This window comes from Phyllobacterium sp. T2-21, assembly GCF_055378485.1.
On sequence record NZ_AP027915.1, the window covers coordinates 49,430 to 74,723 of the forward strand.

The 25,294-nt window shown below is 59.3% G+C and carries 25 protein-coding genes; 13 read left to right on the forward strand and 12 right to left on the reverse strand.

The genetic code is table 11. From position 1 onward, the window contains the following. Positions 1-36: 36 nt before the first annotated feature. On the forward strand, positions 37-1,383 hold the full coding sequence (repC, locus tag ACZ5FP_RS22365; RefSeq protein ID WP_464664701.1) for a plasmid replication protein RepC: 1,347 nt from the start codon (positions 37-39) through the stop codon (positions 1,381-1,383). A 59-nt stretch (positions 1,384-1,442) separates the two neighbouring features. On the opposite strand, the gene ACZ5FP_RS22370 is transcribed toward repC, so the two are convergent. The 7 genes from ACZ5FP_RS22370 to ACZ5FP_RS22400 are packed head-to-tail and all read right to left on the reverse strand — an operon-like array spanning position 1,443 to position 6,758. Continuing rightward, entirely contained in the window at positions 1,443-2,228 is a 786-nt protein-coding gene (locus tag ACZ5FP_RS22370; RefSeq protein WP_464664702.1) for a transporter substrate-binding domain-containing protein, read from the reverse strand. A 50-nt stretch (positions 2,229-2,278) separates the two neighbouring features. Then, on the reverse strand, positions 2,279-3,007 hold the full coding sequence (locus tag ACZ5FP_RS22375) for an amino acid ABC transporter ATP-binding protein (protein WP_464664703.1): 729 nt from the start codon (positions 3,005-3,007) through the stop codon (positions 2,279-2,281). Continuing rightward, the gene (locus ACZ5FP_RS22380) at positions 2,991-3,644 is read right to left on the reverse strand and encodes an amino acid ABC transporter permease (RefSeq protein ID WP_105733670.1); all 654 of its coding nucleotides are present in this window, start codon (positions 3,642-3,644) and stop codon (positions 2,991-2,993) included. The genes ACZ5FP_RS22375 and ACZ5FP_RS22380 overlap by 17 nt, the downstream gene beginning before the upstream one ends. 10 nt (positions 3,645-3,654) lie before the next feature. After that, entirely contained in the window at positions 3,655-4,338 is a 684-nt protein-coding gene (locus ACZ5FP_RS22385; protein ID WP_346305019.1) for an amino acid ABC transporter permease, read from the reverse strand. A gap of 15 nt (positions 4,339-4,353) precedes the next feature. Continuing rightward, positions 4,354-5,109, reverse strand: coding sequence for a 2-dehydro-3-deoxy-D-gluconate 5-dehydrogenase KduD (kduD, locus tag ACZ5FP_RS22390; protein ID WP_464664704.1), 756 nt, complete (start codon positions 5,107-5,109; stop codon positions 4,354-4,356). A 5-nt stretch (positions 5,110-5,114) separates the two neighbouring features. Beyond that, the gene (kduI, locus tag ACZ5FP_RS22395) at positions 5,115-5,951 is read right to left on the reverse strand and encodes a 5-dehydro-4-deoxy-D-glucuronate isomerase (RefSeq protein WP_464664705.1); all 837 of its coding nucleotides are present in this window, start codon (positions 5,949-5,951) and stop codon (positions 5,115-5,117) included. A gap of 42 nt (positions 5,952-5,993) precedes the next feature. Beyond that, positions 5,994-6,758, reverse strand: a complete 765-nt coding sequence (locus tag ACZ5FP_RS22400; protein ID WP_464664706.1) for a GntR family transcriptional regulator — start codon at positions 6,756-6,758, stop codon at positions 5,994-5,996. A 479-nt stretch (positions 6,759-7,237) separates the two neighbouring features. On the opposite strand from ACZ5FP_RS22400, the gene ACZ5FP_RS22405 reads away from it, so the two are divergent. The 10 genes from ACZ5FP_RS22405 to ACZ5FP_RS22450 all read left to right on the forward strand — a co-directional run bounded on the left by ACZ5FP_RS22405 (position 7,238) and on the right by ACZ5FP_RS22450 (position 17,931). Further along, on the forward strand, positions 7,238-9,034 hold the full coding sequence (locus ACZ5FP_RS22405; RefSeq protein WP_464664707.1) for an acetolactate synthase 3 large subunit: 1,797 nt from the start codon (positions 7,238-7,240) through the stop codon (positions 9,032-9,034). A gap of 170 nt (positions 9,035-9,204) precedes the next feature. After that, positions 9,205-9,939: a FadR/GntR family transcriptional regulator gene (locus tag ACZ5FP_RS22410; protein WP_374042715.1), complete on the forward strand. Its 735-nt coding sequence runs from the start codon at positions 9,205-9,207 to the stop codon at positions 9,937-9,939. Further along, positions 9,936-11,123 (forward strand): PLP-dependent transferase, encoded by a 1,188-nt coding sequence (locus ACZ5FP_RS22415; RefSeq protein WP_464664708.1) that lies wholly within the window; start codon positions 9,936-9,938, stop codon positions 11,121-11,123. The genes ACZ5FP_RS22410 and ACZ5FP_RS22415 overlap by 4 nt, the downstream gene beginning before the upstream one ends. 25 nt (positions 11,124-11,148) lie before the next feature. Further along, positions 11,149-12,432 (forward strand): ABC transporter substrate-binding protein, encoded by a 1,284-nt coding sequence (locus tag ACZ5FP_RS22420; protein WP_464664709.1) that lies wholly within the window; start codon positions 11,149-11,151, stop codon positions 12,430-12,432. Between the two features lie 121 nt (positions 12,433-12,553). Beyond that, the gene (locus ACZ5FP_RS22425; protein ID WP_374042717.1) at positions 12,554-13,480 is read left to right on the forward strand and encodes a carbohydrate ABC transporter permease; all 927 of its coding nucleotides are present in this window, start codon (positions 12,554-12,556) and stop codon (positions 13,478-13,480) included. Further along, positions 13,480-14,328, forward strand: coding sequence for a carbohydrate ABC transporter permease (locus ACZ5FP_RS22430; RefSeq protein WP_464664710.1), 849 nt, complete (start codon positions 13,480-13,482; stop codon positions 14,326-14,328). Before ACZ5FP_RS22425 ends, ACZ5FP_RS22430 begins: the two co-directional genes overlap by 1 nt. A gap of 17 nt (positions 14,329-14,345) precedes the next feature. Beyond that, positions 14,346-15,425 carry an ABC transporter ATP-binding protein gene (locus ACZ5FP_RS22435; protein ID WP_464664711.1) on the forward strand — a complete coding sequence of 360 codons (1,080 nt, stop codon included), beginning with the start codon at positions 14,346-14,348 and terminating at the stop codon, positions 15,423-15,425. A gap of 185 nt (positions 15,426-15,610) precedes the next feature. Continuing rightward, entirely contained in the window at positions 15,611-16,396 is a 786-nt protein-coding gene (locus ACZ5FP_RS22440) for an amino acid ABC transporter substrate-binding protein (RefSeq protein WP_346308429.1), read from the forward strand. Between the two features lie 84 nt (positions 16,397-16,480). Continuing rightward, complete coding sequence (locus tag ACZ5FP_RS22445) at positions 16,481-17,161, forward strand: amino acid ABC transporter permease (RefSeq protein ID WP_288193239.1); 681 nt, start codon at positions 16,481-16,483, stop codon at positions 17,159-17,161. After that, complete coding sequence (locus ACZ5FP_RS22450; RefSeq protein WP_223616076.1) at positions 17,161-17,931, forward strand: amino acid ABC transporter ATP-binding protein; 771 nt, start codon at positions 17,161-17,163, stop codon at positions 17,929-17,931. The genes ACZ5FP_RS22445 and ACZ5FP_RS22450 overlap by 1 nt, the downstream gene beginning before the upstream one ends. A 118-nt stretch (positions 17,932-18,049) precedes the next feature. Here the strand turns inward: ACZ5FP_RS22450 and ACZ5FP_RS22455 are convergent, their stop codons facing one another. Then, complete coding sequence (locus ACZ5FP_RS22455; protein WP_464664712.1) at positions 18,050-19,531, reverse strand: sensor domain-containing diguanylate cyclase; 1,482 nt, start codon at positions 19,529-19,531, stop codon at positions 18,050-18,052. A 399-nt stretch (positions 19,532-19,930) separates the two neighbouring features. Here ACZ5FP_RS22455 and ACZ5FP_RS22460 point away from each other — a divergent pair, with 399 nt between their 5' ends. After that, positions 19,931-21,163 (forward strand): MFS transporter, encoded by a 1,233-nt coding sequence (locus tag ACZ5FP_RS22460; RefSeq protein WP_464664713.1) that lies wholly within the window; start codon positions 19,931-19,933, stop codon positions 21,161-21,163. 14 nt (positions 21,164-21,177) lie between these two features. On the opposite strand, the gene ACZ5FP_RS22465 is transcribed toward ACZ5FP_RS22460, so the two are convergent. Genes ACZ5FP_RS22465 through ACZ5FP_RS22480 form a run of 4 tightly spaced genes read right to left on the reverse strand, consistent with a single transcriptional unit; the run spans position 21,178 to position 24,399 of the window. Beyond that, positions 21,178-22,053 (reverse strand): SMP-30/gluconolactonase/LRE family protein, encoded by an 876-nt coding sequence (locus tag ACZ5FP_RS22465; RefSeq protein WP_464664714.1) that lies wholly within the window; start codon positions 22,051-22,053, stop codon positions 21,178-21,180. A 2-nt stretch (positions 22,054-22,055) separates the two neighbouring features. Beyond that, positions 22,056-22,700: a 2-dehydro-3-deoxy-6-phosphogalactonate aldolase gene (locus tag ACZ5FP_RS22470; protein WP_223614600.1), complete on the reverse strand. Its 645-nt coding sequence runs from the start codon at positions 22,698-22,700 to the stop codon at positions 22,056-22,058. Between the two features lie 5 nt (positions 22,701-22,705). Next, on the reverse strand, positions 22,706-23,635 hold the full coding sequence (locus ACZ5FP_RS22475) for a 2-dehydro-3-deoxygalactonokinase (protein ID WP_464664715.1): 930 nt from the start codon (positions 23,633-23,635) through the stop codon (positions 22,706-22,708). After that, positions 23,632-24,399: an SDR family NAD(P)-dependent oxidoreductase gene (locus ACZ5FP_RS22480; RefSeq protein ID WP_464664716.1), complete on the reverse strand. Its 768-nt coding sequence runs from the start codon at positions 24,397-24,399 to the stop codon at positions 23,632-23,634. The genes ACZ5FP_RS22475 and ACZ5FP_RS22480 overlap by 4 nt, the downstream gene beginning before the upstream one ends. Before the next feature lie 99 nt (positions 24,400-24,498). On the opposite strand from ACZ5FP_RS22480, the gene ACZ5FP_RS22485 reads away from it, so the two are divergent. Then, the gene (locus ACZ5FP_RS22485) at positions 24,499-25,281 is read left to right on the forward strand and encodes an IclR family transcriptional regulator (RefSeq protein WP_464664717.1); all 783 of its coding nucleotides are present in this window, start codon (positions 24,499-24,501) and stop codon (positions 25,279-25,281) included. Positions 25,282-25,294 lie beyond the last annotated feature (13 nt).

Here is a 25,294-nt window from a genome sequence, read left to right on the forward strand (position 1 = left end):
AACACCTTTCCCTTGCCTCAATTTGAGGTAGAGAAAATGACTGATCGTTTTGCAACGACGCCGTTTGGCGGGCGATCGCTGTCGCATGCCATGTTCGCAGTGCAGGAAAAGACAGCCCGTGCCCGTGAAAAACTGGCCGGTAGCGAGGCCAATCACCCAGAAAAATGGGCGCTGCTGCGGGAATTGACGCAGGCGCGCGCGGCTTTCTTCCTGTCGGATCGCACCATTGCGGTGCTGGAGGCCCTTCTGAGCTTCTATCCCGAGACCTTGCTCGACGGAAGCGCACCGCTGGTCGTGTTTCCGTCCAATGCGGAGCTATCCATGCGCACGCGTGGCATGTCGTCCGCGACCATTCGCCGGCATCTTGCCGCGCTGGTGGAAGCGGGATTGATCATCCGGCGCGACAGCCCGAACGGCAAACGCTATGCCCGGCGCGGGGAAGGCGGGGAAATCGAGCACGCGTTCGGGTTCGACCTGTCGCCCCTGGCACTGCGTGCCGATGAAATCAGGGAACATGCGGCCGCGGCGCGGGACATGGAGCGCGCCATTCATCGCGTCCGCAGCGAAATCACCATCCATCTGCGCGATGTCTCCAAGACCATTGACGCTGGACTGAGCGAGGAACGTCGAGGCGCGTGGGAAACCTATGCAGATGAACTGGCAGCCCTCTCGGGGCGCGTCAGCCGGCATCTGCCATTGGAGACCATGAAAACAAGGCGGGACGCGCTTGCGGATCTGCGTAGCGAGGTCGAAAAAGCCTATCTCGACACACTTTCAAACGAAGAAATGAGCGGCACTGACTCTTCTTCTGAGCACCATATTCAGAATTCAAATATAGACCACCATTTTGAAAGGGCTTCCGAAAAAAGCCAGAAACGAACGGCAGCGCCTGAAACTGCAGGTAACGGGAATGTTGAAACCGAAGAAAACGACAAGGTGGAAGCCGGGCGCAGCCAGGCAATGTCAAAAATGCGCCAGCGGTTGCTGGATGCCAAACTGAAACGGGCGCAGCACAGCGATATCCGGCCGGGGGATTTGGCCGCCGGGCCGGTGAAGACCGCGGCGCTGCCGTTGGGCGCCGTCCTGGAAGCCTGCCCGCAAATCCGGGATTATGCCCGCAATGACATCGGGGATTGGCGTGATCTGATGCAGACCGCCGGTCTGGTCCGCTCCATGCTCGGTATTTCGCCGGATGCCTGGGAAAGGGCGCGTGAAACCATGGGAGATATCAACGCTTCCATCACCATTGCCGCAATATTGGAGCGGGCTGGCGAAATTCGCTCACCCGGCGGATATCTGCGCGCGCTGACCGACAGGGCCGAAATTGGCCAGTATTCGGTCATTCCGGTGATCAAGGCGCTCAATGGGGAGGGGCGGGCATAGGCGTGGACAGCGAAAAGGGGCGCGCGAGCACCCCTGATCCAGCATTTTTGCGCCTCAGATCAACGAGAGGTGAGATCGTCAGGCAAATCGCGGTTGTGGAATTCCTTGAAAACAGTCCGCAGCGTTCCATTGGCGAAATTGGTCTTTACCCAGTTGTTGAGCCAATCCTGCAACGGTTTTTCGCCCTTCGGCAGAGCGATACCCAGATTGGTTTCCTTCTGGGTGAATTTGAGTTCAAGCGGATTGCTGGTGCGTTTCTTGTTCAGGCCGCCCAGCACAGCCGACTGGCTGGAGATGATGTCGACCTGACCGGATACGGCCGCGGTGATCAGGGTCGCATCGTCTTCGAAGCGTACGATTTGCGCACCGGGCGCATTCTGGGTGATGTCCATGTCATTTGTGGTGGCGCGGGTAACACCGATGCGCTTGCCGGCGAGATCGGCGTAATTCTTGATCTCGACATTCTTGGGCGCGGCGACAATCAGGCTCAGCGTGGCATAGGGAATGGAATAATCGATAGCCTTCTTGCGCTCCTCGGTAATGCCGAGTGCGGAGACGACCATATCCGCCTTTCCGGTCTGGACGGTCGGTACGCGGGCAGCATTGGTAATCTCGACCAGATCCAGTTTGACGCCGAGGTCCTTGGCAATAAGCCGGGCGGTCTCGACATCGGAGCCTGTCGCTTTCAGATCGCTGTCGACATAGGAATATTCCGGGCTGCCCATGGCGACAGCAATGCGCACCTTTCCGGATTTCTTGATATTTTCCAGCACGTCAGCTTGCGCCACCGTTGCGGCTATCATGAGAGCCGCTGCGGCGGCTGCCACTTTCATCATCGTTTTCATGTTCTCTCTCCCAGTTGATTCAGTCACGCCGGTTTTGACCGGATTTGCAGTCACAGGCCGTTTGCCAGAAACTCCTTCAATTCCTGCGTTTCCGGCCGTACGAGCATGTCACCGGTACCGGTCTCCCAGACCCGGCCGGTATTCATGTAAATGACGCGGTTGGCGACCTTGCGGGCAAAGGCCATTTCATGGGTGACGACGATCATGGTCATTCCACCCTTGGCCAGATCTTCCATCACACGCAGAACTTCGCCCGTCAGTTGCGGATCGAGCGCCGAGGTCACCTCGTCGAACAGCATCACTTTGGGTTGCATGGCGAGCGATCGGGCAATCGCCACGCGCTGCTGCTGGCCGCCGGACAATTGTTCGGGATAGGCTTCGATTTTCTCGATCAGTCCAACCTTGGCGAGAACGGATTTTGCCGTCTCGAACGCCTCGGCGCGGCCGATACTCTTGACGCGGCGCAGCGCGAGCATGATGTTTTCCGCCACATTCATGTGCGGAAACAGATTGTAGCTCTGAAACACCATGCCCACGTCCTGGCGCAAGGTCCGGATATTCAGCTCCGGCGATTCCACATGGTGGCCGCAGACTTCGATGCTCCCGCCCTGAATGGATTCAAGCCGGTTGATACAGCGCAGCGCGGTGCTCTTGCCCGAGCCGGATTGCCCGATAAGCGCCACCACTTCTCCCGGTGCCACATCGAAGGATACGCCTTTCAGAACTTCGACGGAGCCGAAACGCTTGATCACTTCATGGAGTTTAACGGCGGCCGACATTCAGTTTCCTCTCGAGAGAACGGCTCCAGACCGACAGCGGATAGCAGACGCAGAAGTAGAAGGCGGCGGCGATGCCAAAGATGAGAAAGGGCTGGAAAAGCGAATTGTTGATGACTTGTGCGGCACGGGTCAGCTCGACGAAGCCGACAACGGAGGCAAGCGAGGTATTCTTGACGAGCTGGACCATGAAACCCACGGTTGGCGGGGTCGCGATGCGCATGGCCTGCGGCAGGATGACATCCACAAGCACTTGCCACCGGGTAAGGGCGAGACATTCGGCGGCTTCGAACTGGGTGCGTGGCACGGATTCGACGCATCCGCGCCAGATTTCGCCGAGATAGGCGCTGGAATAGATCATCATGCCGACGCCGGCAGCCATCAGCGGCGGCAATTCGATGCCAATGACGCCGAGGCCGAAATAGATGACGAACATCAGGATGAGAAGCGGTGTTCCCTGAATGATCTGGACATAGACCAGGGACAGCCGTCGCAGCCAGCGCATCGTCGAAGTGCGTGCGAGCATGACAAAGAACCCCGCGACGCCGCCAAGCGCAAAAGCGAGTGCGGAAAGGACCACGGTCCAGACGAGCCCGTGCAGCAGGTAAACGAGATGATTTATGGTGAAACCGTCGGTCATGGCAGCGTCCTCACAGGGGTGTTCCCAGCTTGCGGCGGCGCGGAAAGATCGCGAGTGCTATCGCGTGAAATCCGAAGCGCAGCAGATAGGTGATGACGAGATAGATCGCGGCGATGACGATGTAGGTCTCGAACGAGCGGAAGGTGTAGGACTGGATATTGTTGGCGACACCCGTCAGATCCTCCGCCGATATCTGTGACGTGATCGACGTTGACAGCATCATCAGGATGAACTGGCTGGTCAGAGCGGGATAGACGCGTTCAATCGACGGCATGAGGATGATGTCGCGATAAATCTGGAAACGGGAGAGCCCAAGCGCTTCGGCTGCTTCGATCTGGCCGGGGTGCACGGCCTCCATGCCTGCCCGCACGATCTCGGCGGTATAGGCTCCGACATTGATCACCATGGCGAAAACCGAGGCGAAAAACACCGGCATGGTCAGGCCGATCGACGACAATCCGAAGAAAATGAAGAATATCTGGACGATGAACGGCGTGTTGCGGACGATCTCGATGTAAATGCCGACGGCGAGACGCAACCAGGGATAGGCGCTGCGCCGCGCGATGGCGCAGAGCACCCCGATGACGAGCCCGATGGCCACCGCGACAACCGTCATCTCGATTGTCGTGACCGCGCCCTGAAGAAAGCTTTGCCAGTAGGGGAGGAGCGCTTCGAAATCGAACTGGTAATTCATGGCGCTTTTCCCGCTCTATCGTGCCAGCCAGCCGCCGTCGACGGGCAGCACGGTTCCGTGGACGTAATCGGAGGCACGGGAAGCCAAAAACACCGCCGCACCGCCAATATCCGAGGGATTACCCCAGCGGCCAGCCGGGATTCTGGCCAGAATCTGGGCGCTGCGGTCCTGATCGTCCCGGAGCGCCGTCGTATTGTTGGTGACGAAATAGCCGGGGGCGATGGCATTGACGTTGACGCCCTTCGCGGCCCATTCGCATGCCAGGAGCCTGGTGATTCCGGCCAGCCCGCTCTTGGAAGCGGTGTAGGAGGGGATGCGAATACCGCCCTGAAACGACAGAAGCGATGCAATATTGATGATCTTGCCTTGTCCGGCGGCAATCATGTGCCGGCCGGCGGCCTGGGCGAGGAAGAAAGCCGATTTGAGATTGGTGTCCATGACGGCGTCCCAATCGGCTTCGGTGAAGTCGACGGCGTCATTGCGGCGGATGATACCGGCGTTGTTGACGAGGATATCCAATCGCCCGAAGGCTTTGTGTGTTTCCTCGACAATGGAGGCGACCGGCGCGATGGTGCCGAGATCGGCTCTTATTTCTTGGAAACCTGCGCCTGCTTTTTCAACGAAGGAACGGGTTTCGTCCATGGAGGAGCGGCCAACCGCGGCGATGGATGCACCCGCCTCGGCAAGCGCGACCGCGATGCCCTGGCCAATGCCGGTATTGGCGCCGGTAACGATGGCAATTTTGCCGGAAAGATCAAAAGGCTGTGTCACCGATGTCACCGCAGCGCACCGATGGGGATATGATCCATATCCGTGAAGCTCTTGTTGTCGCCGCCCATGGCCCAGATGAATGCGTAGTTGGAGGTGCCGACGCCGGAATGGATGGACCAGCCGGGCGAGATGATCGCCTGTTCATTGGCGACGACGAGATGACGCGTTTCGGAAGGGTCACCCATCATGTGGAATACGCGCTGATCGCTGGCGAGATCGAAATAGAGATAGGCTTCGGAGCGCCGGTCGTGGGTGTGCGCGGGCATTGTGTTCCACATATTACCGGGATCAAGCTGGGTCAGGCCCATCACCAGCTGGCAGCTGTCGCAGACCTCGGGATGAATGTACTGGAATATCGTGCGTTTGTTTGAGGTCAGTTGGTCACCCAGCTGGATATGCTTCGCCCGTTCCGGCCTGATGAGCGTGCTCGGATGGGCGGCGTGGGCCGGCGTCGAGAGCAGATAGAATTTTGCCGGGTTCGCCGGATCGACGCTTTCAAACACCACGTCCGCCACGCCTTTGCCGATGTAGAGACAATCCCGCGGATCGAGGATGTGAACGGCGCGATCCAGTGTCACACGGCCGCTGCCGCCAATATTGATGACACCCATTTCGCGCTGGGCAAGGAAGAATTCCTGGCCGATCGGCGTCGGTGCCGTCAATGTCAGCGGTTTGCTGGCGGGCAGGGCACCACCAATGACGAGACGGTCGACATGACTGTAGGTCAGTACGATTTCATCGGTTTCAAAAATGCTTTCAATCAGAAAGTGGCGGCGCAAATCGTCCGTGCCGTAGGCACGCACGGCGTCGGGATGGGAAACCTGTCTGACTTCGATTTTCATGTCTTACCTTTGTGTGTTTTCTGTATAGCGCCCGTCCGCGCATCATTCGTCGTCGATGAAGTAACTGGGGTTGATATTGCGCATCTCCTTCACCTCGTTGAGCATTTGCCCGAGATGAAAGCCCATGGCTTCGACCGCATGCGCGGTGTCGTGCCGGCGGATACCGTCGAGAATGGCTTCGTGCTCGACTATGACGCGGGTCAGGCGGCCGCGTTGCGGCAGGGTCAGACGCCGATAGCGGTCGATCTGCATCTTCACCTGCTGGATGACATTCCAGATGCCAGGAAAACCCGCTATGGCATTGATCTGCAAATGAAAACTCGTATCGGCCTGATGGAAAAGTTCGTTATCCGGGACGGCTTCAGCCAGGGTCAGTTCGGTGATGCTGGCCTCAAGACGCTTGATATCGGCGGCGTCGGCCTGTTCGGCAGCAAGCCTTACGGTCGTCTCTTCCAGCGATTTGCGGATGAGAATGGCTTCGTAAAGCGCGCGGCGTGGAATGCGCGCCACGAACGTTCCCGATTGCGGAAAAATATCGATCAGGCCGTCATCGGCGAGCCGCAGGACAGCCTGATGGACGGGCGTGCGGCTGACGCCGAAATGCGCCGCGATGTCCTTCTCGGAGACAGGTTCCATCGGTTTGCGGCGGAGGGAAATGATATCCTCGAGCAGTTCCTTGTAGATATGGGTTGCCGCACGCGGTGTCGCCGCGCGCTGTTGCACATAGGCGGTCTGCGAGGATGAAAGCGGGTGCGTCCGGTCGCGCTTTCTATCGGTGTCATTGGTTTTTCTGTCGTCCGTGAGCATGCTGCCTGTCCTTTTGTCCTGCGGTTGTCGCCCGTCGCTTCTGGCAATTATCCCATTCGTATTGACGGATTTCCCCTGGCGTTTCGCAAGCCAAAATCTCAATTGAAATATAAATATTCTAATATTTCAGTTTTGACAAGACTCGGAAAGCTGGTTGTGCACAGGGCAGGCCCGCAGCGGTGGCATGCGCCCAAGCCGCATGCGCCCAGGCTCCGTGTGCCCAGGCTCCGTGTGCCCAGGCTGCATGTGCCCGCCAGCGGCGTTGACGGCCCGCCCATTACCGGTTAGTGAAATTGGTTATGAAAATTGCAATGGTTCTCGTGGTGGTGCGATCGCGCATGGGCAGGATGGTTTGACCATCCGGCGTTAAGCACCCATGCGCGGCAAACAGGCTCCTGACGGGGCCTTTTTTTACGCCCGAATTTCACCGGCAGCCCCGTCGAACCCGCCCTTTCCAACCATTGCAACAAGGAACTGCCATGACAGGCAAATACACCCATGAATCCGCGCGTGCGCCCATGACCGGGGCAGAGATCGTTCTCGAGGCACTGCGTGACAACGCGGTCGAACATATTTTCGGCTATCCGGGGGCAGCGGTGCTGCCCATCTATGACGAGATCTTCCAGCAAAGCGCGATCAGGCACATACTGGTGCGCCATGAGCAGGGTGCCGGTCATGCCGCGGAAGGCTATGCCCGTTCGACGGGCAGGGTTGGCGTCATGCTGGTCACATCGGGGCCGGGCGTGACCAATTCCGTCACGCCCCTGCAGGATGCCCTGATGGATTCCATACCCATCGTGTGCCTGTCCGGGCAGGTAGCGACCACGCTGATTGGCTCCGATGCGTTCCAGGAATGCGACACCGTCGGCATCACGCGGCCATGCACGAAGCACAACTGGCTGGTTACCGACGTCAACGATCTGGCCGCCACCATCCACGAGGCCTTCCGCATCGCGCGGTCAGGGCGTCCCGGGCCGGTGCTGGTGGATATGCCGAAGGATATCCTGCTTGCCAGCGGTTATTACACTGCCCGATCTGCGGTCGGGGAGAGGGAAAGCTATCGTCCGACGACAGCGGGTGATGATGCTCAGATACAGGCAGCACTCGCGCTTCTGGCGAAAGCCTGCAAGCCCGTCATTTATACGGGCGGCGGCGTGATCGGATCCGGACCGGCGGCATCAGTCTCGCTGCGTGCGTTTGCCGAGCTGACCGGCTTTCCCGTCACCTCGACGCTGATGGGGCTTGGCGCATATCCGGCATCGGGGCCGAACTGGCTGAAGATGCCGGGCCTGCACGGCTCCTATGAGGCCAATATGGCCATGCACGATTGTGATGTCATGCTGTGCATCGGTGCGCGTTTTGATGACCGGGTAACAGCGCGTATCGACGGTTTTTCGCCGAAATCGAAGAAAATCCACATCGATATTGATCCTGCGTCCCTCAACAAGATCGTCACGGCCGACATTGCCATTCGGGGCGACGTCGGCCGTGTTCTCAGCGAGATGCTGCGTCTCTGGCGGGCTCTGCCGGTTCAGCCGGATCAGCGGCGGCTGCGGGACTGGTGGCAGACGATCGATCGGTGGCGGGCCCGCGAATCCTTCTCCTACGCGATGGACCGCGCAGCCATCATGCCGCAATACGCGCTCGAGCGTCTTCATGCGCTGACCAGGGATCGCGATACCTACATCACCACGGAAGTGGGGCAGCATCAGATGTGGGCGGCGCAGTTCTACGGCGTGGAGAGCCCCAACCGCTGGATGACATCGGGCGGGCTTGGCACGATGGGCTATGGCCTGCCGGCCGCGATCGGCGTGCAGATCGCCCACCCCGACAGCCTCGTGATCGATATTGCCGGGGATGCATCGATCCAGATGACCATGAAGGAGTTGTCGACGGCGATCCAGTACGACGCACCGGTCAAGGTATTCATTTTGAACAACGAGCACATGGGGCTGGTCCGGCAATCGCAGGAGATCTTGCACGGCAACCGTCTCGCGCACTCCTATTCGGCAGCCTTGCCCGACTTCGTGAAGGTGGCCGAAGCGTTTGGCGCGCTCGGCCTGCGCTGCGACACACCCGATGCGCTGGATGATGCGATCCAGGAAATGATCGACGTCAAACGGCCGGTGCTGCTTGATTGCCGGGTCGCCAGACTGGAAAATTGTTTCCCGATGATTCGGCCCGGCCGCGCGCACAATGACATGCTGTTGCCGGATGAGATCACCGGCGCGTCCTTCCGCGGGCCGGTCGATCCAGCCGGCCAGGGCTTGGTGTAGCCGCTTCGGTTATCGTTTCGCAAGCGAAGACGCAGCGCCGCGGGCGTTGCGTCTTTTCCGGTTGCCACCTCGCGGCCATAGCGTTCAAAAAAATTTGAACCGCCATTTGACAAGGGCGCGCTTCCATGCTGAATTGGCACAATGGTCCAACCAATTAAGCAGGGCATTTCGTGATCAACCCGATTCTTTCACCGGTGCAGACATCATCCCGCGACGACGCGGTGCTGAATGCATTGGTGGATTTCGTTGCCAGCGAAGGGTTGAAGCCGGGAGACCGCCTGCCGACGGAGCGGCTGCTGGCGGAATATCTGAAAGTCAGCCGGACGACCGTGCGTGAAGCGCTGACACGCTGGCAGGAACTCGGACTTGTCGAGCGGCGGCAGGGCAGCGGAACCTATCTGCGCTCCGCCGTGACCCGCAACATGCTGCATATGCCGCTGACACTGCCGTCCGGCAATGATTTCAACAGCCTGATGCATACGCTGGAAATTCGCCGCGGGCTCGAGGCGGAAGCGGCCGTTCTGTGCGCCGAGCGGGCAAGCGATGACGACATCGCCTTTATCGAGAAAAAACTGGTCGTCATGGAAGAAGCCTTTCATGCCCGCGCCGGTATGTCTTCGGAGGAAGACTGGGATTTCCATCTGGCGATCTTCCAGACATCGGGGAATCCGCTGTTCGAACAGATCATTGCCGCGATGTATGAAATGTTTCACCGGTTCTGGGAGCATCCGCTTGGCGTGCGCGACTTTGGTCATGCCAGCTTTCCCTATCACCGTACCCTTTTCAACTGCATCGCGGCCCGTGATCCCGTAGGCGCGCGCGCCGAGGCATTGAAACTGATCGCCACGGTTGAAGATGACCTTCGACGTGGCGCTGCAAATCTCAGGAAACAGAGCAAGACATGAACGACAATCCCTTTTTCTATGATCAGGACCTGATGGCAGAGGCGGCGACGCTGCTTGCCCATGACGAGCCATTTCCCGGCGGGTCTGTCGTTCCGCCCATCTATCAGACATCGCTGTTCACCTTCGAGAACTATGCGGATATGGCCGATACCTTTGCCGGCCGCAAACGCCAGCCGATCTATTCACGCGGCGACAATCCGACAGTCATGGAATTTGAAAGCAAGATCGCCGCGCTGGAAGGCGCGGAGGCCGCCCGGGCATTCTCCAGCGGCATGGGCGCGATCAGCGCCACCGTGCTGGCCTTTGTCGGGGCAGGGGATCGGATCGTCGCCGTGCGCAACTGTTATGGCGACGCCTACCGCCTGTTCGAGCGCCTGTTGCCGCATCTCGGCATCAAGGTCGATTATGTCGACGGTTCCGATCCGGATGCGGTTGCCGCAGCACTTCCCGGCGCCCGGCTGCTCTATCTGGAAAGCCCCAGCTCCATGATGTTCGAGCTGCAGGATATTGCCCATTACGCGCAACTGGCCAAGCAGCATGGTGTCGTCACCACCATCGACAATTCCTATGCGACGCCGCTGTTCCAGAAGCCGATCAGCCATGGCATTGATCTTGTTCTGCATTCGGCCTCGAAATATCTCGGCGGGCACAGCGATACCGTGGCCGGCGTGGTGGCCGGATCGCGTGAAATGATCGACCGCATCAACGGCCGCACCTATTCCTATCTCGGCGCAAAGCTGTCGCCCTTTGAGGCATGGCTGTTGCTGCGCGGGTTGCGCACGCTGACCTTGCGCCTGCCGCACCACATGAAGAGCGGCCTGACCATCGCGGAACGGCTGAAAGGGCGGGATGATGTCGAGCGCGTCATTCACCCGGCCTATTCCAACCATCCTGGTAAGGCAACGCTTACGGGATACACCGGGCTGTTTTCCTTCGAGGTGACCGAGGATGTCGACGTGCCGGCGTTTGTCGATGCGTTGAAGCTGTTTCGCATCGGCGTCAGCTGGGGCGGTCACGAGAGTCTTGTCGTTCCGGCGATGGCCTCGTTGCAGCAGACGCCAGACGCCAATTCCATCGGGCGCTTCGGTGTCAGCCCGCGAACCATCCGTCTGCATGTGGGACTTGAAAATGTAGAGGAGCTCTGGGCCGACCTTGTGAATGCCCTGGACAAAGCAAAACGCTAATCAGAAAACCAAGTGGGAGCATAAAATGCAAAAAAGAATGGGAACATTTCTCGCCGGTGCCATGGCGGCATTGGCCATGACCGTATCGTCAGCCTTTGCTGACACGACCATCAAGATGGTCGAAGTGATCACCAGTCCGCCGCGCACGGAACTGCTGAAAAAGCAGATCGCGGGCTTCGAGAAGGCCAATCCGGGAGTCAAGGTGGAACTGGTCTCGCTGCCCTGGGGACAGGCTTTCGAAAAATTCCTGACGATGGTTCAGGCGGGTGATACGCCCGATATCGTCGAAATGCCGGAACGCTGGCTCGGGCTCTATGCCAACAATGGCCAGCTCGAAGATCTTGGAGCCTATGTTGCGAAATGGAAGGACGGCGGTACGCTCGGCGAGCGTGCGAAGCAGTTCGGTTCCGTGGTCGACCACAAGCAGTACATGATCCCCTACGGCTATTATGTCCGCGCCATGTTCTGGAACAAGAAGCTGTTTGCCGAAGCCGGGCTCAAGGAAGCGCCAAAGACGCTCGATGAATTCATGGAAGCCAACAAGAAGATTTCCGCGATCAAGGGCAAGTATGGCTACTGCCTGCGCGGCGGTCCCGGCGGCTTCAATGGCGTCCAGATGTTCATGAACATTGCCAATGGCAAGGGTGCGTACTTCAATGCCGATGGCACGGCGACCCTGAACGAGCCGGGCTCGGTCAAAGGTCTCGAAATGCTCGCCGAGATCTACAAGAAGGGCTATGCGCCGAAGGACAGTGTCAGCTGGGGTTTCAATGAAATCGTCACCGGCTTCTACTCCGGCACATGCGCTATGCTCGACCAGGACCCGGATGCTCTGATCGGTATTGCCGAGAAGATGAAGAAGGAAGATTTCGGCGTGGCGCCGATGCCGACCGGACCGAGCGGCAAGTCCTATCCGACACTCGGTTATGCCGGATGGGCCATGTTTGCCAACTCCAAGGTCAAGGATGATGCCTGGAAGCTGATGGGCACGCTGCTGGCACCGGAAGACAATCTGGAATTCGCCAAGAATGTCGGCGTCTTGCCGATCCACAACGGTGCGGACAAGGATCCCTATTTCGGCTCGGAAAGCTTCAAGGGCTGGTTCCAGGAGCTGAGCGATCCGAAGACGTTCGAGTTCGTGACACCGCCGACCCATCTGGAGAATCTCGGCAACTTCTACGATTCCGTATCGGTGAAGAATTTCCAGGAAGTGCTGCTTGGCCAGAAGACAGCCAAGCAGGTTGCGGATGACTGGTCTGTATTCCTGACCGAGCAGCAGCAGGCCTGGATGGCCAAGAACAAGAAATAACTCGACCGGATGCCCTGGCGCCAACAACGCCAGGGCATTTTTCTCATGACTTTCGCCAATCCGGGAATCCGGTGGCGAGGGACGGGGAACTGTTTGCAAAAGAGGGGCCAGAAACATGGCAATGCAATCCACCGCGGCACTGACGCCGCAACAGGAGAGAAGGGCAAGCAGCAAGCGCCGCTTCAGCGCTGCTTTCGAGCCGTGGTTTTATCTCAGTCCGGCGCTTGTCCTGCTGCTTGTCGTTCTGGTGGTTCCGCTGATCTTCGGCGTCAGCTATTCCTTCCGCAAGTTCTCGGCGTTCAAGTCGGACTATGTCGGGCTGGCCCAATACAAGGCCTTGTTGTCCGACCCGGTTCTCGGACAGGCCCTGATGAACACGTTGTGGTGGACGGTTGCCAGCCTATTTCTCCAGTTCTTTCTCGGACTGGGGCTGGCTCTGCTGCTCGACCGGCCGTTTTTCGGCAAGAAGGTCGTACAGGCGATTGTCTTCCTGCCATGGGCAGTGCCGTCTTTCCTCTCCGGCCTGACCTGGGCCTGGCTTTTCAATCCTATTGTCGGCCCGTTGCCGCACTGGCTTTTTGCGCTCGGCCTCAAGTCCGAGCCCACGAATATTCTTTCCGATCCCGCCACCGCCATGTGGGGCCCGATCATCGCCAATGTCTGGTTCGGCGTGCCGTTTTTCGCCATTACTCTGCTGGCGGCATTGAAATCCATTCCATCGGAGCTGCATGAAGCGGCGGCGATTGATGGCGCAAACCCGTGGCAGCGTTTCACCAGGGTAACGCTGCCGTTCCTGGCGCCGACCATCGCCATCACCGTCATGCTGCGGACGATCTGGATCGCCACTTTCGCCGATCTCATCTACGTCATGACGGAGGGTGGCCCGGCCGGTTCGACCAATACGGTTGCGACCTACATCTATGTCAGCGCCTTCAAGACCCTGGACAAAGGCTATGCTTCGGCTGTCGCCGTGCTGCTTCTGGCGCTTCTCATCCTCTATGCGGTTGTGCTCATCCGCATCCGCCGCTCGCTTGTGAGGTATTCCTGATGATCGCCGGACGTTCCCGTAAAGCCCGTATTCTGGGCAGCATCGGCCTTTATAGTGCCGTTGCCGCCTACGTCATTTTCGCGCTGTTTCCGCTGTTCTGGACGCTGAAGATTTCCGTCACCCCGCAATCACTCCTGTATTCGGAAGGCATCACGCTGTGGCCGTCGTCGGCGACCTGGGAGAACTACAAGACCGTGCTGCGCGCGACCGACTTCCCGCGTTATTTCCTCAACAGCGTGATTGTCTCCGTCATAACTGCCGTGCTCGTCACCGTCATTGCCTCTGCGGCAGGCTATGCCATGTCGCGGTTTTCATTCCGCGGCAAAACCACTGTGGCCGTGACCCTGCTGCTCACGCAGACATTCCCGCTGGTGATGGTCATTCCGCCCATCTATCGCATCATGGGTGAGCTCGGGCTGACCAACAGTCTGACCGGGCTGATCATCATCTACACGGCGTTCAACATCGCCTTCGCCACCTTCCTGATGCAGTCGTTCTTTGATGGCATCCCCAAGGACCTGGAGGAGGCTGCGATGATCGATGGCTGCAGCCGCAGCCAGGCGCTGCGCCGGGTCATCATTCCGCTCACCCTGCCGGGCATGGGCGCGACGCTCGGCTTTGTTTTCACCGCTGCATGGAGTGAACTGCTCTTCGCTCTCATGCTGATCAGCAGCGACAGCCAGAAAACCTTTGCCGTCGGCCTGCTCACCTTCATCGGCAAGTTTGCTGTCGACTGGGGGCAGATGATGGCGGCCTCGGTGCTGGCGCTCATACCGGCCTGCCTGTTCTTCGGCTTCTTGCAACGCTACCTCGTGACCGGCCTGACCGCCGGTGCCGTCAAGGGATAATCGAAAGAGATAAGCTCATGGCTTCCGTCACCATTACCAATGTTCAGAAAAACTATGGCGCGATGAACGTGCTGTCCGCCGTGGACCTTTCCATTGCCGATGGCGAGTTCGTGGTGCTCGTCGGCCCGTCCGGATGCGGCAAGTCGACCCTGCTGCGCATGATCGCCGGGCTGGAGGAAATCTCCGCCGGAGAAATCCGTATCGGCGAACGTGTCGTCAATGACGTCGCACCGAAGGATCGCGATATCGCCATGGTGTTCCAGTCCTATGCGCTTTATCCGCATATGGATGTGGCATCCAACATGGGCTTCAGCCTGCTGTTGCGCAAAACCGCCAAGGATTTGGTTTTCGACCGCGTCGGCGCGGCTGCCAAGCGGCTCGGTCTCGACGTCTTCCTGCAGCGCCTGCCGCGCCAGCTCTCCGGCGGCCAGCGCCAGCGCGTGGCCATGGGCCGTGCGATCGTGCGCGATCCCCAGGTGTTTCTCTTCGATGAGCCATTGTCCAATCTTGACGCAAAATTGCGCGTGCACATGCGCACGGAAATCAAGGCGCTGCATCAGCAGCTGAAGACGACATCCGTCTATGTCACCCACGATCAGGTGGAAGCCATGACCATGGCCGACCGCATCGTGGTGATGCATGACGGGGTGATCCAGCAGGTCGGCACACCGCTCGAACTGTACGACCATCCAGCCAACCTCTTTGTCGCGGGCTTCATCGGATCGCCCGGCATGAACTTCCTGCCGGCAGTGGTCAACCGCAGCGATGCCACAGTTGAGGCGCGCCTCGGTGATGGCCAGACCATTGCCCTCAATGCAAGACTGCCCATCGAGGACGGCGAGCGGATAACCCTTGGCATCCGCCCGGAAAACATCGAAGTCGGCAGTTCGGACGCGTTGGAAGTCAAGATCCAGGTCATCGAGCCTTTGGGGCTGTCGACACAGTTCTACACGATCCTGGCTGATGTGCAGGTTTGCATCTATGCGATGGGCCGGACGGACCGCAGGCCGGGGGACACCATGCACATCGGAATCCGGGCCAGCGACGTGCACGTTTTCAACCCGGCAACCGGGCAAAGGATCGATCCGGCGGCCTGACGTGCAAACACGGCTCTGCCGGTCTTTCAGGCGAGGAATTATTTTTCCTTGTATTGGGTATTCGTGGTATTAAATTCACAAATTCGCGTTTGATGACAGCGAATAGTGCCTGTGCATGCTTAGGACAAAGTGACATTTTCCAATCATCCGCCGAAAGGCTTGGAAACTCAGGATGGAAACAAAAAATGAACTGGCTCAAATCCCTACTCGTCGTTGGCGCTCTGCAGGCTCTGGCAATTGTGCCGATGCAAACCCAGGCGCAGGCGCAATCCAACCTTGAACAGATCAAGACGGCCGGCGTGCTCAAGATCGGCACGGAAGGCACCTATGCGCCGTTCACCTATCACGACACCGCAGGCAAGCTGGTTGGCTTCGATGTGGAAATCGGCGAAGCCATTGCCAAGAACCTTGGCGTGAAAGCCGAGTTTCTCGAAGGCAAGTGGGATGGCCTGATCGCCGGGCTTGATGCCAAGCGCTATGACACGGTCATCAACCAGGTCGGCATCACCGAAGCGCGCAAGGCGAAGTATGATTTTTCCGAGCCCTACATCGCTTCCAAGGCCGTGCTGATCACCAAGGGTGACAACACGGACATCAAGTCTTTTGCCGATCTGAAGGGCAAGAAGTCTGCCCAGTCGCTGTCGAGCAATTTCGGCAAGATTGCCCAGAGCAATGGCGCGGAGCTTGTCGGCACCGATGGCTTTGACCAGTCGATCCAGCTCCTGCTCAGCGGCCGTGCCGATGCGACGGTCAATGACAGCCTGTCTTTCCTCGATTTCAAGAAGCACAAGCCGGACGCCAATGTGAAAATCGCAGCAACCCAGGACAATGCCGATTTCTCCGGCATCATCATCCGCAAGGGTGAACCGGACCTGCTTGCCGCCATCAACAAGGCGCTAGTAACCATCAAGGCTGACGGGACCTACAAGCAGATCGCCGACAAGTATTTCGGCCAGGACGTTTCGAAGTAAGGCTGTTTACGCCTGGAAAAAAGTACGCTCTAACAGGGCAGGGGGATCACACTCCCTGCCTTTTCTTTTGAGGGAGATGCAGCCTTGTCCCATTGGCTGACACTGATGCTTGAATCGCTCGGGCCGCTCCTGTGGGCCGGGCTGATTTTCACCATTCCGCTGACGCTCTTGTCCTTTGTCCTCGGGCTGACCGTCGGTTTGATCGCGGCACTCGTCCGGCTGTTTGCGGCCTGGCCCTTCGTGGCTATCGTCAAGTTCTATGTCTGGATCATCCGCGGCACGCCGCTGCTGGTGCAGCTGTTCCTGATTTTCTACGGGCTTCCCAGCGCCGGTATCGTGCTCGACGCCTTTACCGCCGCCCTGATCGGTTTCACCCTCAATATCGGCGCCTATACATCGGAAATCCTGCGTGCCGTGATTTCATCCGTGCCACGCGGGCAGTGGGAGGCAGCCTATTCCATCGGGATGACCTGGTCGCAGGCCATGCGCCGCACCATCCTGCCGCAGGCGGCGCGTGTGGCGGTGCCGCCGCTGTCGAACACCTTCATCTCCCTCGTCAAGGACACATCGTTGGCCGCTGCCATCACCGTTCCGGAGATGTTTCAGGCGGCGCAGCGCATCGTTGCCACCACCTATGAGCCGTTGATCCTCTACGTGGAGGCAGCGATCATCTACCTGATCCTGAGCTCTGTCCTTTCTTCCCTGCAGGCGCGGCTCGAACAGCGTCTCAATCGTTATGGCGGATTTCTGGAGGCACGGTCATGATGATTGAACTGAAGCATATCGAGAAGCGTTTCGGCGATCTGACGGTCCTGAAGAATGTGTCCCTAAGCATTGCCGAAGGCTCGGTCATGGCGCTTGTCGGACCCTCCGGCGGTGGCAAGAGCACCTTGCTGCGCTGCATGAATTTGCTGGAAATTCCCACCTCCGGCTCGGTGGAGATCGATGGTGACAGGCTGGATTTCCAGCCCGGTGTTAAGGTGACCACCAAGTCCATCCAGCTGGTGCGCCGGCATTCGGGCATGGTGTTCCAGAACTTTCAGCTGTTTCCGCATCGCACCGTGATCGAGAACGTGACGGAGGGGCTGACGACCGTTCTGAAATGGCCGAAGGAGAAGGCGCGGGAGCGGGCCATGGCGCTGCTCGACAAGGTTGGCCTTGCCCACAAGGCGGAGGTATGGCCGTCAACCCTCTCCGGCGGGCAACAGCAGCGTGTCGCGATTGCGCGCGCGCTTGCCCCGTCGCCGAAAATCCTGCTCTGCGACGAGCCGACATCGGCGCTCGATCCTGAACTCTCGGGTGAAGTCGTCGACGTGCTTGCCCAACTCGCACGTGAGGGAACGACCATGGTCATGGCAACGCATGATCTGCGCCTGGCTTCGCGCATTGCCAATCAGGCCATCGTGCTCGACGGCGGCGTGATCGTGGAGACCGGCACGTCGCACGATATCTTCACCCAGCCGAAGCAGGAACGCACCAAGCGCTTTATCGCGACGCTGACCCATGAGGGTCATATGCATGGCGAGGGTATCTGAGGGTAAAGCCGTTTGAAATAGAACCCACCCAAGATCGCCATTAAGATCGCATAAGAGTAGTTATGGAACTACTCTTTGTTGCCGGGATACAGACATGTCCCGGCAACCGCCAAGGCGATCAGCCCTGTTCGCGCACGGTCGTACCGCTGCGCCAGCCGGTTTCACCGGTCGAATAGCGCAACCGCTTGTCCTGGTACATCTGCAGGTCGGCGCGCTTTGCCACGGCTTCCAGTTTCTCGCCGGCAGCACTGGTGGCCCAGCCAATCGAAAAACTCAATGGAATATTGGAATAGTACTGGTTGTTGATCTCGATCAGGCTGACGATTTCCTCGACGACCGCCACCGCACCGGCTTCATCGACTGCTGGCAGAAGCACCGCAAATTCATCGCCGCCGATCCGCGCGGCATAGTGCGGCGGCTTCACGGCTTCGCTGAGGATTTCGCCGGCCCGGCGCAACAATCCATCGCCGACACCGTGGCCCCATTGATCATTGGTTGTCTTCAGTCCGTTGAGATCGAGGATGACGATGGAGACCGGAAAGAACTCGCGGCGTTCCAGCCGGTTCAACTCGTCGACGTAGAAGGCACGGTTGTGCAGACGCGTCAGCACGTCATGCTTGCCGAGATATTCAAGATAGGCTTCGGCTTTCTTACGCGCGGTGATATCGGTCAGCGATATCTGAACCAGCGACCAGTCTGTTTCATGCCCGGGCAGCACGGAAAACTGCAGAAGGACATGGCGTTCGGAGCCGTCGAGCGCGTAATTGACCGTCTCCCGCTGATGGAACAGCTTGCCGTTCCACAGGTCGATCAGCTGTTCGCGGAAATGCACGTTCATCTCGTCCTTGAACACGTCGGGCAAACGGCGCAGCAAGGTCATGGCGTCCGGCGCCTGGAAAAGCTTGAGCGTTTCGCGGTTCACGTCGATGACACGGATTTCGCTGGCGCATTGCTGGACGAATTCCGGATGAACATCGGTGAAAACCCGGAAGTCCTCGATGCCGCGGTTGCGCAGCCCGTCAAGCAGCTTCTTGATCTTGCTGAAATCCTCAACCCACAGCGATACGGGAGAATGCTCGAAGAGACCCTCGGCATAGCGTTGGCTTGCCGCGTGCTGCCGTCTCGCTTCTTCCCGGTCGGTCACGTCCTCGATGGAGATAAGGACCTTTTCCCAGCTTGTTTCATAGCCGGGCAAGACCTTGCCGCGCAGCTGGATATCGAGCCGCTTGCCGGACAGCGAATAGTTTACGGTGTCGCTGGAAAATTCGCCTTTGCCTTGCCAAAGCTGCGCCAGCTCCTGCACATGGGTCTGCAGCATGTCGTCGCGGAAAATGGCACCGAGATTGGCGACGAGTTCGCTGAAATCGGCGGCTTCAAACAGCGATAGCGTCTTCTTGTTGACCTTGATGACGCGGATGAGCCTTGCGCAATCGCGCACCCGGTTTTCATCCACGCGCAGATACGACGTGATGTCGTCGACACCCGCCTGCCGGAGGGAATCGAAGAATTTCCGGACGTCGCTGAAATCTTCCAGCCAGAGGGAAATGGGAGCAAGATCAAATGCGTCTATTTCGTCCTGATGCAAATTCAGCTTGTCCATCGGATTATGTCTCCCGGCCGGAGGAATATGGTTAATATTCCAGCCTGATTGGCAGCTTTGACGCTATTGTCAACTACTCCAAGTTGCGTTCACTGCAAATTGCACCGGTTCTCCCGGACATGTGTCCGGAAACACGCATCGGCGCGGCTTTTTTCGCTTCAAGGGAAAGCCAGACACCCTTCCCTGCCGCCTCTAGTCCGTTGGTCTAATTTTCGGTCATTTCGATCTGATGTAGGCTTTTTGTGCGAGGATAATCCAACAGAGCATGATTATGACAAACCCAGCATATGCAATTGCGACAGCCGATGGAGAGGCTCCGGTAGCCATAACCGCTGGTTGTACTTCGGTGTTTTGGTCGCCAGAAGTCATCTCGCTGCATGGCGATAGCCAGAAAATCGGTTGAAACACAGCGTTTTCCCGCGAACTATCCTGCCCGCGGACAGGACAGTTCGCGGGCTTGCCATTGCCCAGACGATGGGTGCCGTCGCCGCCGGTGTATATTTTTCCAGTTCTGCCTTGTTCTTTTCCAGAGCATCCGGTTTAGCGCCGCGCGAAATAGGCCTTGGTCTGACGGTAGCCGGATTGGTTGGCTTGCTTGTGCCATTGCCCATCGGCATTCTTGCCGATCGCTGGAACGCGCGCAACATTGCAGTGTGGCTGACCGTTGGGGCCGGCGTCTGCGACTGGATTTTCCTGTTGGTTAGCGGAGTCACGGCCTTTGTCATAACCGCCTGTTGCTTTGCCGCATGTCTGCGTGGCGCCATGACCGCGCGCATGGCGATGATTGCGACCCTTATTGATGCCAGCCAGCGCACGCAAACGAGCGCGTATCTGCGTGCGCTCGGCAATTGCGGCCTATCGGCCGGTGCTATGATCGGCGGCCTGGCATTGTATTTCGACAGTTTGACCGGCTATCGGCTGGCCTTTGCCCTTGGCGGGGCAATTTTCCTCGTTGCTGCTGCGGCTTATCGTTTGCTGCCGCCCGTGGTGCCGGGGCTTGCCACCGTCGGGAAAGGTTCTCCGCTCACCGTGCTGGGAGACCGGCCCTATATGATCCTGACGCTGCTCAACACGGTCATTCTTCTCTACATTCCTCTGCTCAACATGGCGCTGCCCCTGTGGATTGCCCTGCACACCAACGCCCCGCTTTGGATCGCTTCGGTCCTCTATGGCCTGAATACCGTAAGTGTCATGCTGATGCAGGTGCGGCTGGCACGCCGGGTCACCAATGCATGCGAGGCGCGCAGATCGATCTTCTTCGCCACCCTTCTGCTGTCTGCGGCCTGTTTCTTATTCGCAGCAATGGCTGTGCCGTCGACGGTATGGCTGACGGTGGTATTCGCTCTGCTGGCGGTCTTGCTGCATGTGTCGGGTGAGATGATGCACATGGCCGGAGCCTGGGATCTAAGCTTCCGACTGGCGCCACCGGGACAGGAGGGCGAATATCAGGGTTTCTTCAATACCAGTTCTGCGGCCGCCGAAATGTTCGGCCCCATTCTGCTCACGGCCCTGCTGGTTGGCTGGGGTTTGCCGGGCTGGGTGTTTCTGGCCATTGTCTTTTCAGCCACCGGCTTCAGCATCATGGTCCTATTCGGCAAGCAAGCGTATCTGGTGCGCGACCTTTCGGGTTGAGACGGGCAAGATTGTCACAGCCGGACGGGCGGATCGAAACGCCCCTTCCCGGCCAGTTCGATCAGGAATGTCTTGCCGGCATTGGGATCGGATTTTTGCTCCGCTTCCGTCATGTCATGATAGGCAGTCGTTACCACCAGGGTTGCGGAGTCGGCGTCGATGAACGCCGGGCAGGATGGTTGCCGCGCCGGGGTTGCGATCGAACGGATCCGTCTGCCATCGGGCGAATAGACATCGATATGCGAACGGCCCCAGCACGCATTCCAGAGATTGCCGTCGCGGTCAACGACGGAGCCGTCGATGCCGCCGGCGTCCTTGTGCTGGTAGAAGACCGCGGGCTCGCCGATGGGCAGGCCGGTCTGCGGATCCGTATCGACCCGCCAGATGATATTGCGGGTGGTATCGGCGAAATAGCTGATGCGCCCGTCCGGCGAGAAGCAGATCGAATTGGTGATCGAAATGCCGGTGAAAAGGGTGCGCAGCTGCCCTTCCCGGTACCAATAGATCGATCCTGCCCCCTTCTGCGATTTCTTGCCCATGGTGCCGATCCAGAAGGCGCCCGCCGGATGGACGCGGGCGTCGTTCGAGCGGGTCACCGGATTATCCGCCTCGATGGGCTGATGCATGACCGTGTGTCCGGTCTTGCGGTCGCGGATGAACAGACCTGTTTCCGTCGCGATCAGCTGGCGCCCCGCATCGATCACCGCAAGCGCACTCGCCATCTGGCCGAGCGGATGGATTGTCGCCGGACCCCCGGCGCGCGGCTTCTCGAAAAGCCGGCCGGTGACGATATCGAACCACCAGATCGTGCTTGTCAGCGGATCGTAGCCAGGGCCTTCGCCGAGTTCACACGGGTCGTCGTGCAGGATGCTGATCTTCGGCTGATCCATGGTCAGGCTCCGGCTTGGAAGGTGCGGTCATAGGCCTCAACCGTGGCCCTTGCCCGTTCAGCGACGTGGGAAGCGGATGCGCCGACCTTGTACAGGCTGGAACCCAGGCCGAAGGTGCGAACCCCGACCTTGGCGTAGGCGGCAAAGCCGTTCTCGTCGACGCCGCCGACGGCGCCGATGACTGTTCCCTTCGGCAGGATGGCGCTGATCGCCTTGATGCCGTCCGGCCCCAGGACGCTTGCCGGGAAAAACTTGAGGCCCGAGGCCCCGGCCTGCAAGGCGGCCAGCGCTTCCGTCGGCGTGAACACGCCGGGCATGGTGACCATCCCGGCCCGGGCGGCGGCGGCCAGCACGGCGGCATCGACATTGGGGCTGATCATCAGGCGGCCACCGGCTGCATCGAGGCGCGCAATGTCGGCGGGATCAAGCACGGTGCCTGCCCCGATCAGGACATGGGACGGCAGTGTCTTTGCCAGCAGCTCGATGGACTGGAACGGTTCGGGTGAATTCAGCGGCACCTCGATGACATCGATACCGGCTTTCACCAGTTCTTCGCCGATGGCCAGCACTTCATCCGGCTTGACGCCGCGCAGGATCGCGATGAGATCGCGCTTCAGTTTAGGCCAGGGAGCGGACGATTGGGGCATTGGAATTATCCTTGTATGGCAGGCCAAAGCTGTGACGCGGCAACGAACAGGCCCTTGCGCACCGCTTCATCGGCGTCGACGATATCGAAATTCAGGCCGGCAACGGTCATGGCTTTGGCATAAAGCGTGGCCATCGCGCCGGATGCGACCAGTGCAATGGTGGCCGAGGTGCCGAATTTTTCCTTGGCCCCGGCAATTTCCGTTCCGATGAGCAGACCGGACAGCCGCGACGCGGCACCGTCCGGCGGCAGATTTTCCAGCAGCATCGCCGCGCGGATGCCGAAGAGCTCGCCCAGCATGCGCCGGTTGCCGCCGAGCATCAATTCAAGCCCTGCGGTGAATTGGGGGTGGTCCGGTGTCACCGCTTCCGCGGCGTTGCCGATGGAATGACGCAGGATCGAATGCCCCGCCAGAAGCGCATAGAGCTCGCCGGTCAGGAAGGTGGAAAATGACGTTGCCCTGCCCTCGTCCAGCTCGACCCATTTCGAATGCGTGCCGGGCATCGCCACGAGGCCGCTGCGCAGATTGCGCGCCAGCATGGCACCCAGCAGCTGGGTTTCCTCGCCCCGCATGACATTGGGCGCGCTGCCCGACTGCGACAGACCGGGAATGATACGCACGTCGCGCTTGATGCCGGCAATCTTCACCGCCCCGGAAAGAATGGCGGTGAGATCCGCCGGAACCGGGACATAATTGGCTTCCACCCAGCCCTGACGCGAACCCGTCATGCCGCAGATGATGACCGGCAAATCCACCGGTGCGCGCAGGCTGGCGAGATGATCCTCGAGCGTTTCAGCGAAACCGCGCGCGCGGGAGGTATCCAGACCATCGTCCGAACGCCGCTCGGCGACGACATGGCCTTCACGGTCGAGAAGCCAGAGACGGAAACGGCTCGTTCCCCAGTCGGCAACGGCATAGGTTGCAGCGGTGGTCACAGATAGCCTCCATCGACAATCAATGTCTGGGCGGTGAGCATGCGGGCCGCATCGGAGGCGAGAAACAGGCAGGGGCCGACCATATCGCCGGGCTGGATTTCTTCCTTGAGAACCTGCTTGCCGATGTGGGACTTCAAACCGTCTTCCGTCACCCAGAGTTCGCGCTGGCGGTCGGTGATGACCCATCCCGGCGCGATCGCATTGACGCGGATTTTCTCCGGCCCGAGGCGCCCGGCAAGGCCTTTGGTCAGGCCGATAATCCCAGCCTTTGCAGCGGTATAGGAGGGAAAGTTGCCCTGATTGATCATGAAGGATGTCGAGGTGAAATTGACGATGGAACCGCCGCCCGCCTGCCGCATGCCCGGCACAACGGCCTGCGCGGCAAAGAACTGCGGACGCAGATTGACCGACTGGTTCTTGTCCCAGTACTCGACGGTCACATCATCGATATCGTGCCTGTCGTCCCAGGCGGCATTGTTCACAAGCACCGTCACCGGGCCGTGGGCCTCAATGGCGCGGCTGATCGAGGCCCGCAGCGCTTCGATATCGCGCAGGTCCGTATTGAGATAGAGCGGCCGGTTGCCATATTCGCGGTCGAGGCGCTCCGCCAGTGATTGCGAGGCTTCATCCGCAATGTCGATGAAGGCAACGCGCGAGCCCTGGCGCACGAACCCCTCCGTCAACGCTGCGCCGATCCCGGACCCTCCCCCGGTGATCAGGACAGAACGATCTTTCAGGTCAGGGAAAATCGCCGAGGGCATCATGAGAAAATCTCGCTGCAATGTTCCATTATTTGGAACTTGATTTGACTATATAGAATAGTCATCCTATGGTGCCGAAAGTCAAGAGGCGGTTGCGATTCAATGGGCAAGACACGGGAAAATTCAACGGGGACGCTCGGCAAGGCGCTTGAGGTCGTGCACATCATTGCGTCATCGCCCGTGCCGCTTCGATTCACCGATGTGCTCAAACTGTCCGACCAGCCGCGTGGTACGTTGCACCGGCAAATATCCAATCTGATCGAGGAAGGACTTCTCGACCTGAACCGGGATCACTCCTACGGTCTCGGGCTGCGCCTGCTGGAGCTCGCCTCCAGGGCCTGGGCCAGCAATGATTTTCGCACCATTGCCGAACCGCATCTGCAGAGACTGCACGAACAGACCGGTGAAACGGTTCATTTAGGCGTTTTGCGGGGTATCGAGGTGATCTATCTCGACAAGGTCGAAAGCCGGCAGAGCGTGCGCATGTATTCGCAGATCGGCAATACCGCCCCGGTCTATTGCACCGGCGTCGGCAAGGCAGCCCTGTCCGCCCTGCCCGACGATGAGCTTCAGGCGCGCATTGCCCAGATCGCGTTTCGGCGTTTTACCGCGAGCACTCTGCCCGATGCCAAGGCGCTGCGGCGGGAAATCGAGCAGATCCGGGCGGAAGGCAATGCCTATGACCGGGAAGAACACGAGGCGGACATTTGCTGCGTTGCCGCGCCGATACATGCCAATAACCGGCACTTCGTTGCGGGCATTTCCGTCACCGGCCCCGCCTACCGCATAACGCCGGACGTCTTGCAGTCCTGGGCCGGCATTACCCGCGCCGCGGCTGCCGCGATCATGGCAAACATGGCCACACGCCTTTCACCCCGCGCATAGGCTTTCGGTTGCA

Excerpts from the sequence above, each read along its gene's own strand:
- repC (WP_464664701.1), top strand. The coding sequence starts at position 37 with ATGACTGATCGTTTTGCAACGACGCCGTTTGGCGGGCGATCGCTGTCG.
- ACZ5FP_RS22370 (WP_464664702.1), bottom strand. The coding sequence starts at position 2,228 with ATGAAAACGATGATGAAAGTGGCAGCCGCCGCAGCGGCTCTCATGATA.
- ACZ5FP_RS22375 (WP_464664703.1), bottom strand. The coding sequence starts at position 3,007 with ATGTCGGCCGCCGTTAAACTCCATGAAGTGATCAAGCGTTTCGGCTCC.
- ACZ5FP_RS22380 (WP_105733670.1), bottom strand. The coding sequence starts at position 3,644 with ATGACCGACGGTTTCACCATAAATCATCTCGTTTACCTGCTGCACGGG.
- ACZ5FP_RS22385 (WP_346305019.1), bottom strand. The coding sequence starts at position 4,338 with ATGAATTACCAGTTCGATTTCGAAGCGCTCCTCCCCTACTGGCAAAGC.
- kduI (WP_464664705.1), bottom strand. The coding sequence starts at position 5,951 with ATGAAAATCGAAGTCAGACAGGTTTCCCATCCCGACGCCGTGCGTGCC.
- ACZ5FP_RS22400 (WP_464664706.1), bottom strand. The coding sequence starts at position 6,758 with ATGCTCACGGACGACAGAAAAACCAATGACACCGATAGAAAGCGCGAC.
- ACZ5FP_RS22405 (WP_464664707.1), top strand. The coding sequence starts at position 7,238 with ATGACAGGCAAATACACCCATGAATCCGCGCGTGCGCCCATGACCGGG.
- ACZ5FP_RS22415 (WP_464664708.1), top strand. The coding sequence starts at position 9,936 with ATGAACGACAATCCCTTTTTCTATGATCAGGACCTGATGGCAGAGGCG.
- ACZ5FP_RS22420 (WP_464664709.1), top strand. The coding sequence starts at position 11,149 with ATGCAAAAAAGAATGGGAACATTTCTCGCCGGTGCCATGGCGGCATTG.
- ACZ5FP_RS22425 (WP_374042717.1), top strand. The coding sequence starts at position 12,554 with ATGCAATCCACCGCGGCACTGACGCCGCAACAGGAGAGAAGGGCAAGC.
- ACZ5FP_RS22430 (WP_464664710.1), top strand. The coding sequence starts at position 13,480 with ATGATCGCCGGACGTTCCCGTAAAGCCCGTATTCTGGGCAGCATCGGC.
- ACZ5FP_RS22435 (WP_464664711.1), top strand. The coding sequence starts at position 14,346 with ATGGCTTCCGTCACCATTACCAATGTTCAGAAAAACTATGGCGCGATG.
- ACZ5FP_RS22440 (WP_346308429.1), top strand. The coding sequence starts at position 15,611 with ATGAACTGGCTCAAATCCCTACTCGTCGTTGGCGCTCTGCAGGCTCTG.
- ACZ5FP_RS22450 (WP_223616076.1), top strand. The coding sequence starts at position 17,161 with ATGATTGAACTGAAGCATATCGAGAAGCGTTTCGGCGATCTGACGGTC.
- ACZ5FP_RS22455 (WP_464664712.1), bottom strand. The coding sequence starts at position 19,531 with ATGGACAAGCTGAATTTGCATCAGGACGAAATAGACGCATTTGATCTT.
- ACZ5FP_RS22465 (WP_464664714.1), bottom strand. The coding sequence starts at position 22,053 with ATGGATCAGCCGAAGATCAGCATCCTGCACGACGACCCGTGTGAACTC.
- ACZ5FP_RS22470 (WP_223614600.1), bottom strand. The coding sequence starts at position 22,700 with ATGCCCCAATCGTCCGCTCCCTGGCCTAAACTGAAGCGCGATCTCATC.
- ACZ5FP_RS22480 (WP_464664716.1), bottom strand. The coding sequence starts at position 24,399 with ATGATGCCCTCGGCGATTTTCCCTGACCTGAAAGATCGTTCTGTCCTG.
- ACZ5FP_RS22485 (WP_464664717.1), top strand. The coding sequence starts at position 24,499 with ATGGGCAAGACACGGGAAAATTCAACGGGGACGCTCGGCAAGGCGCTT.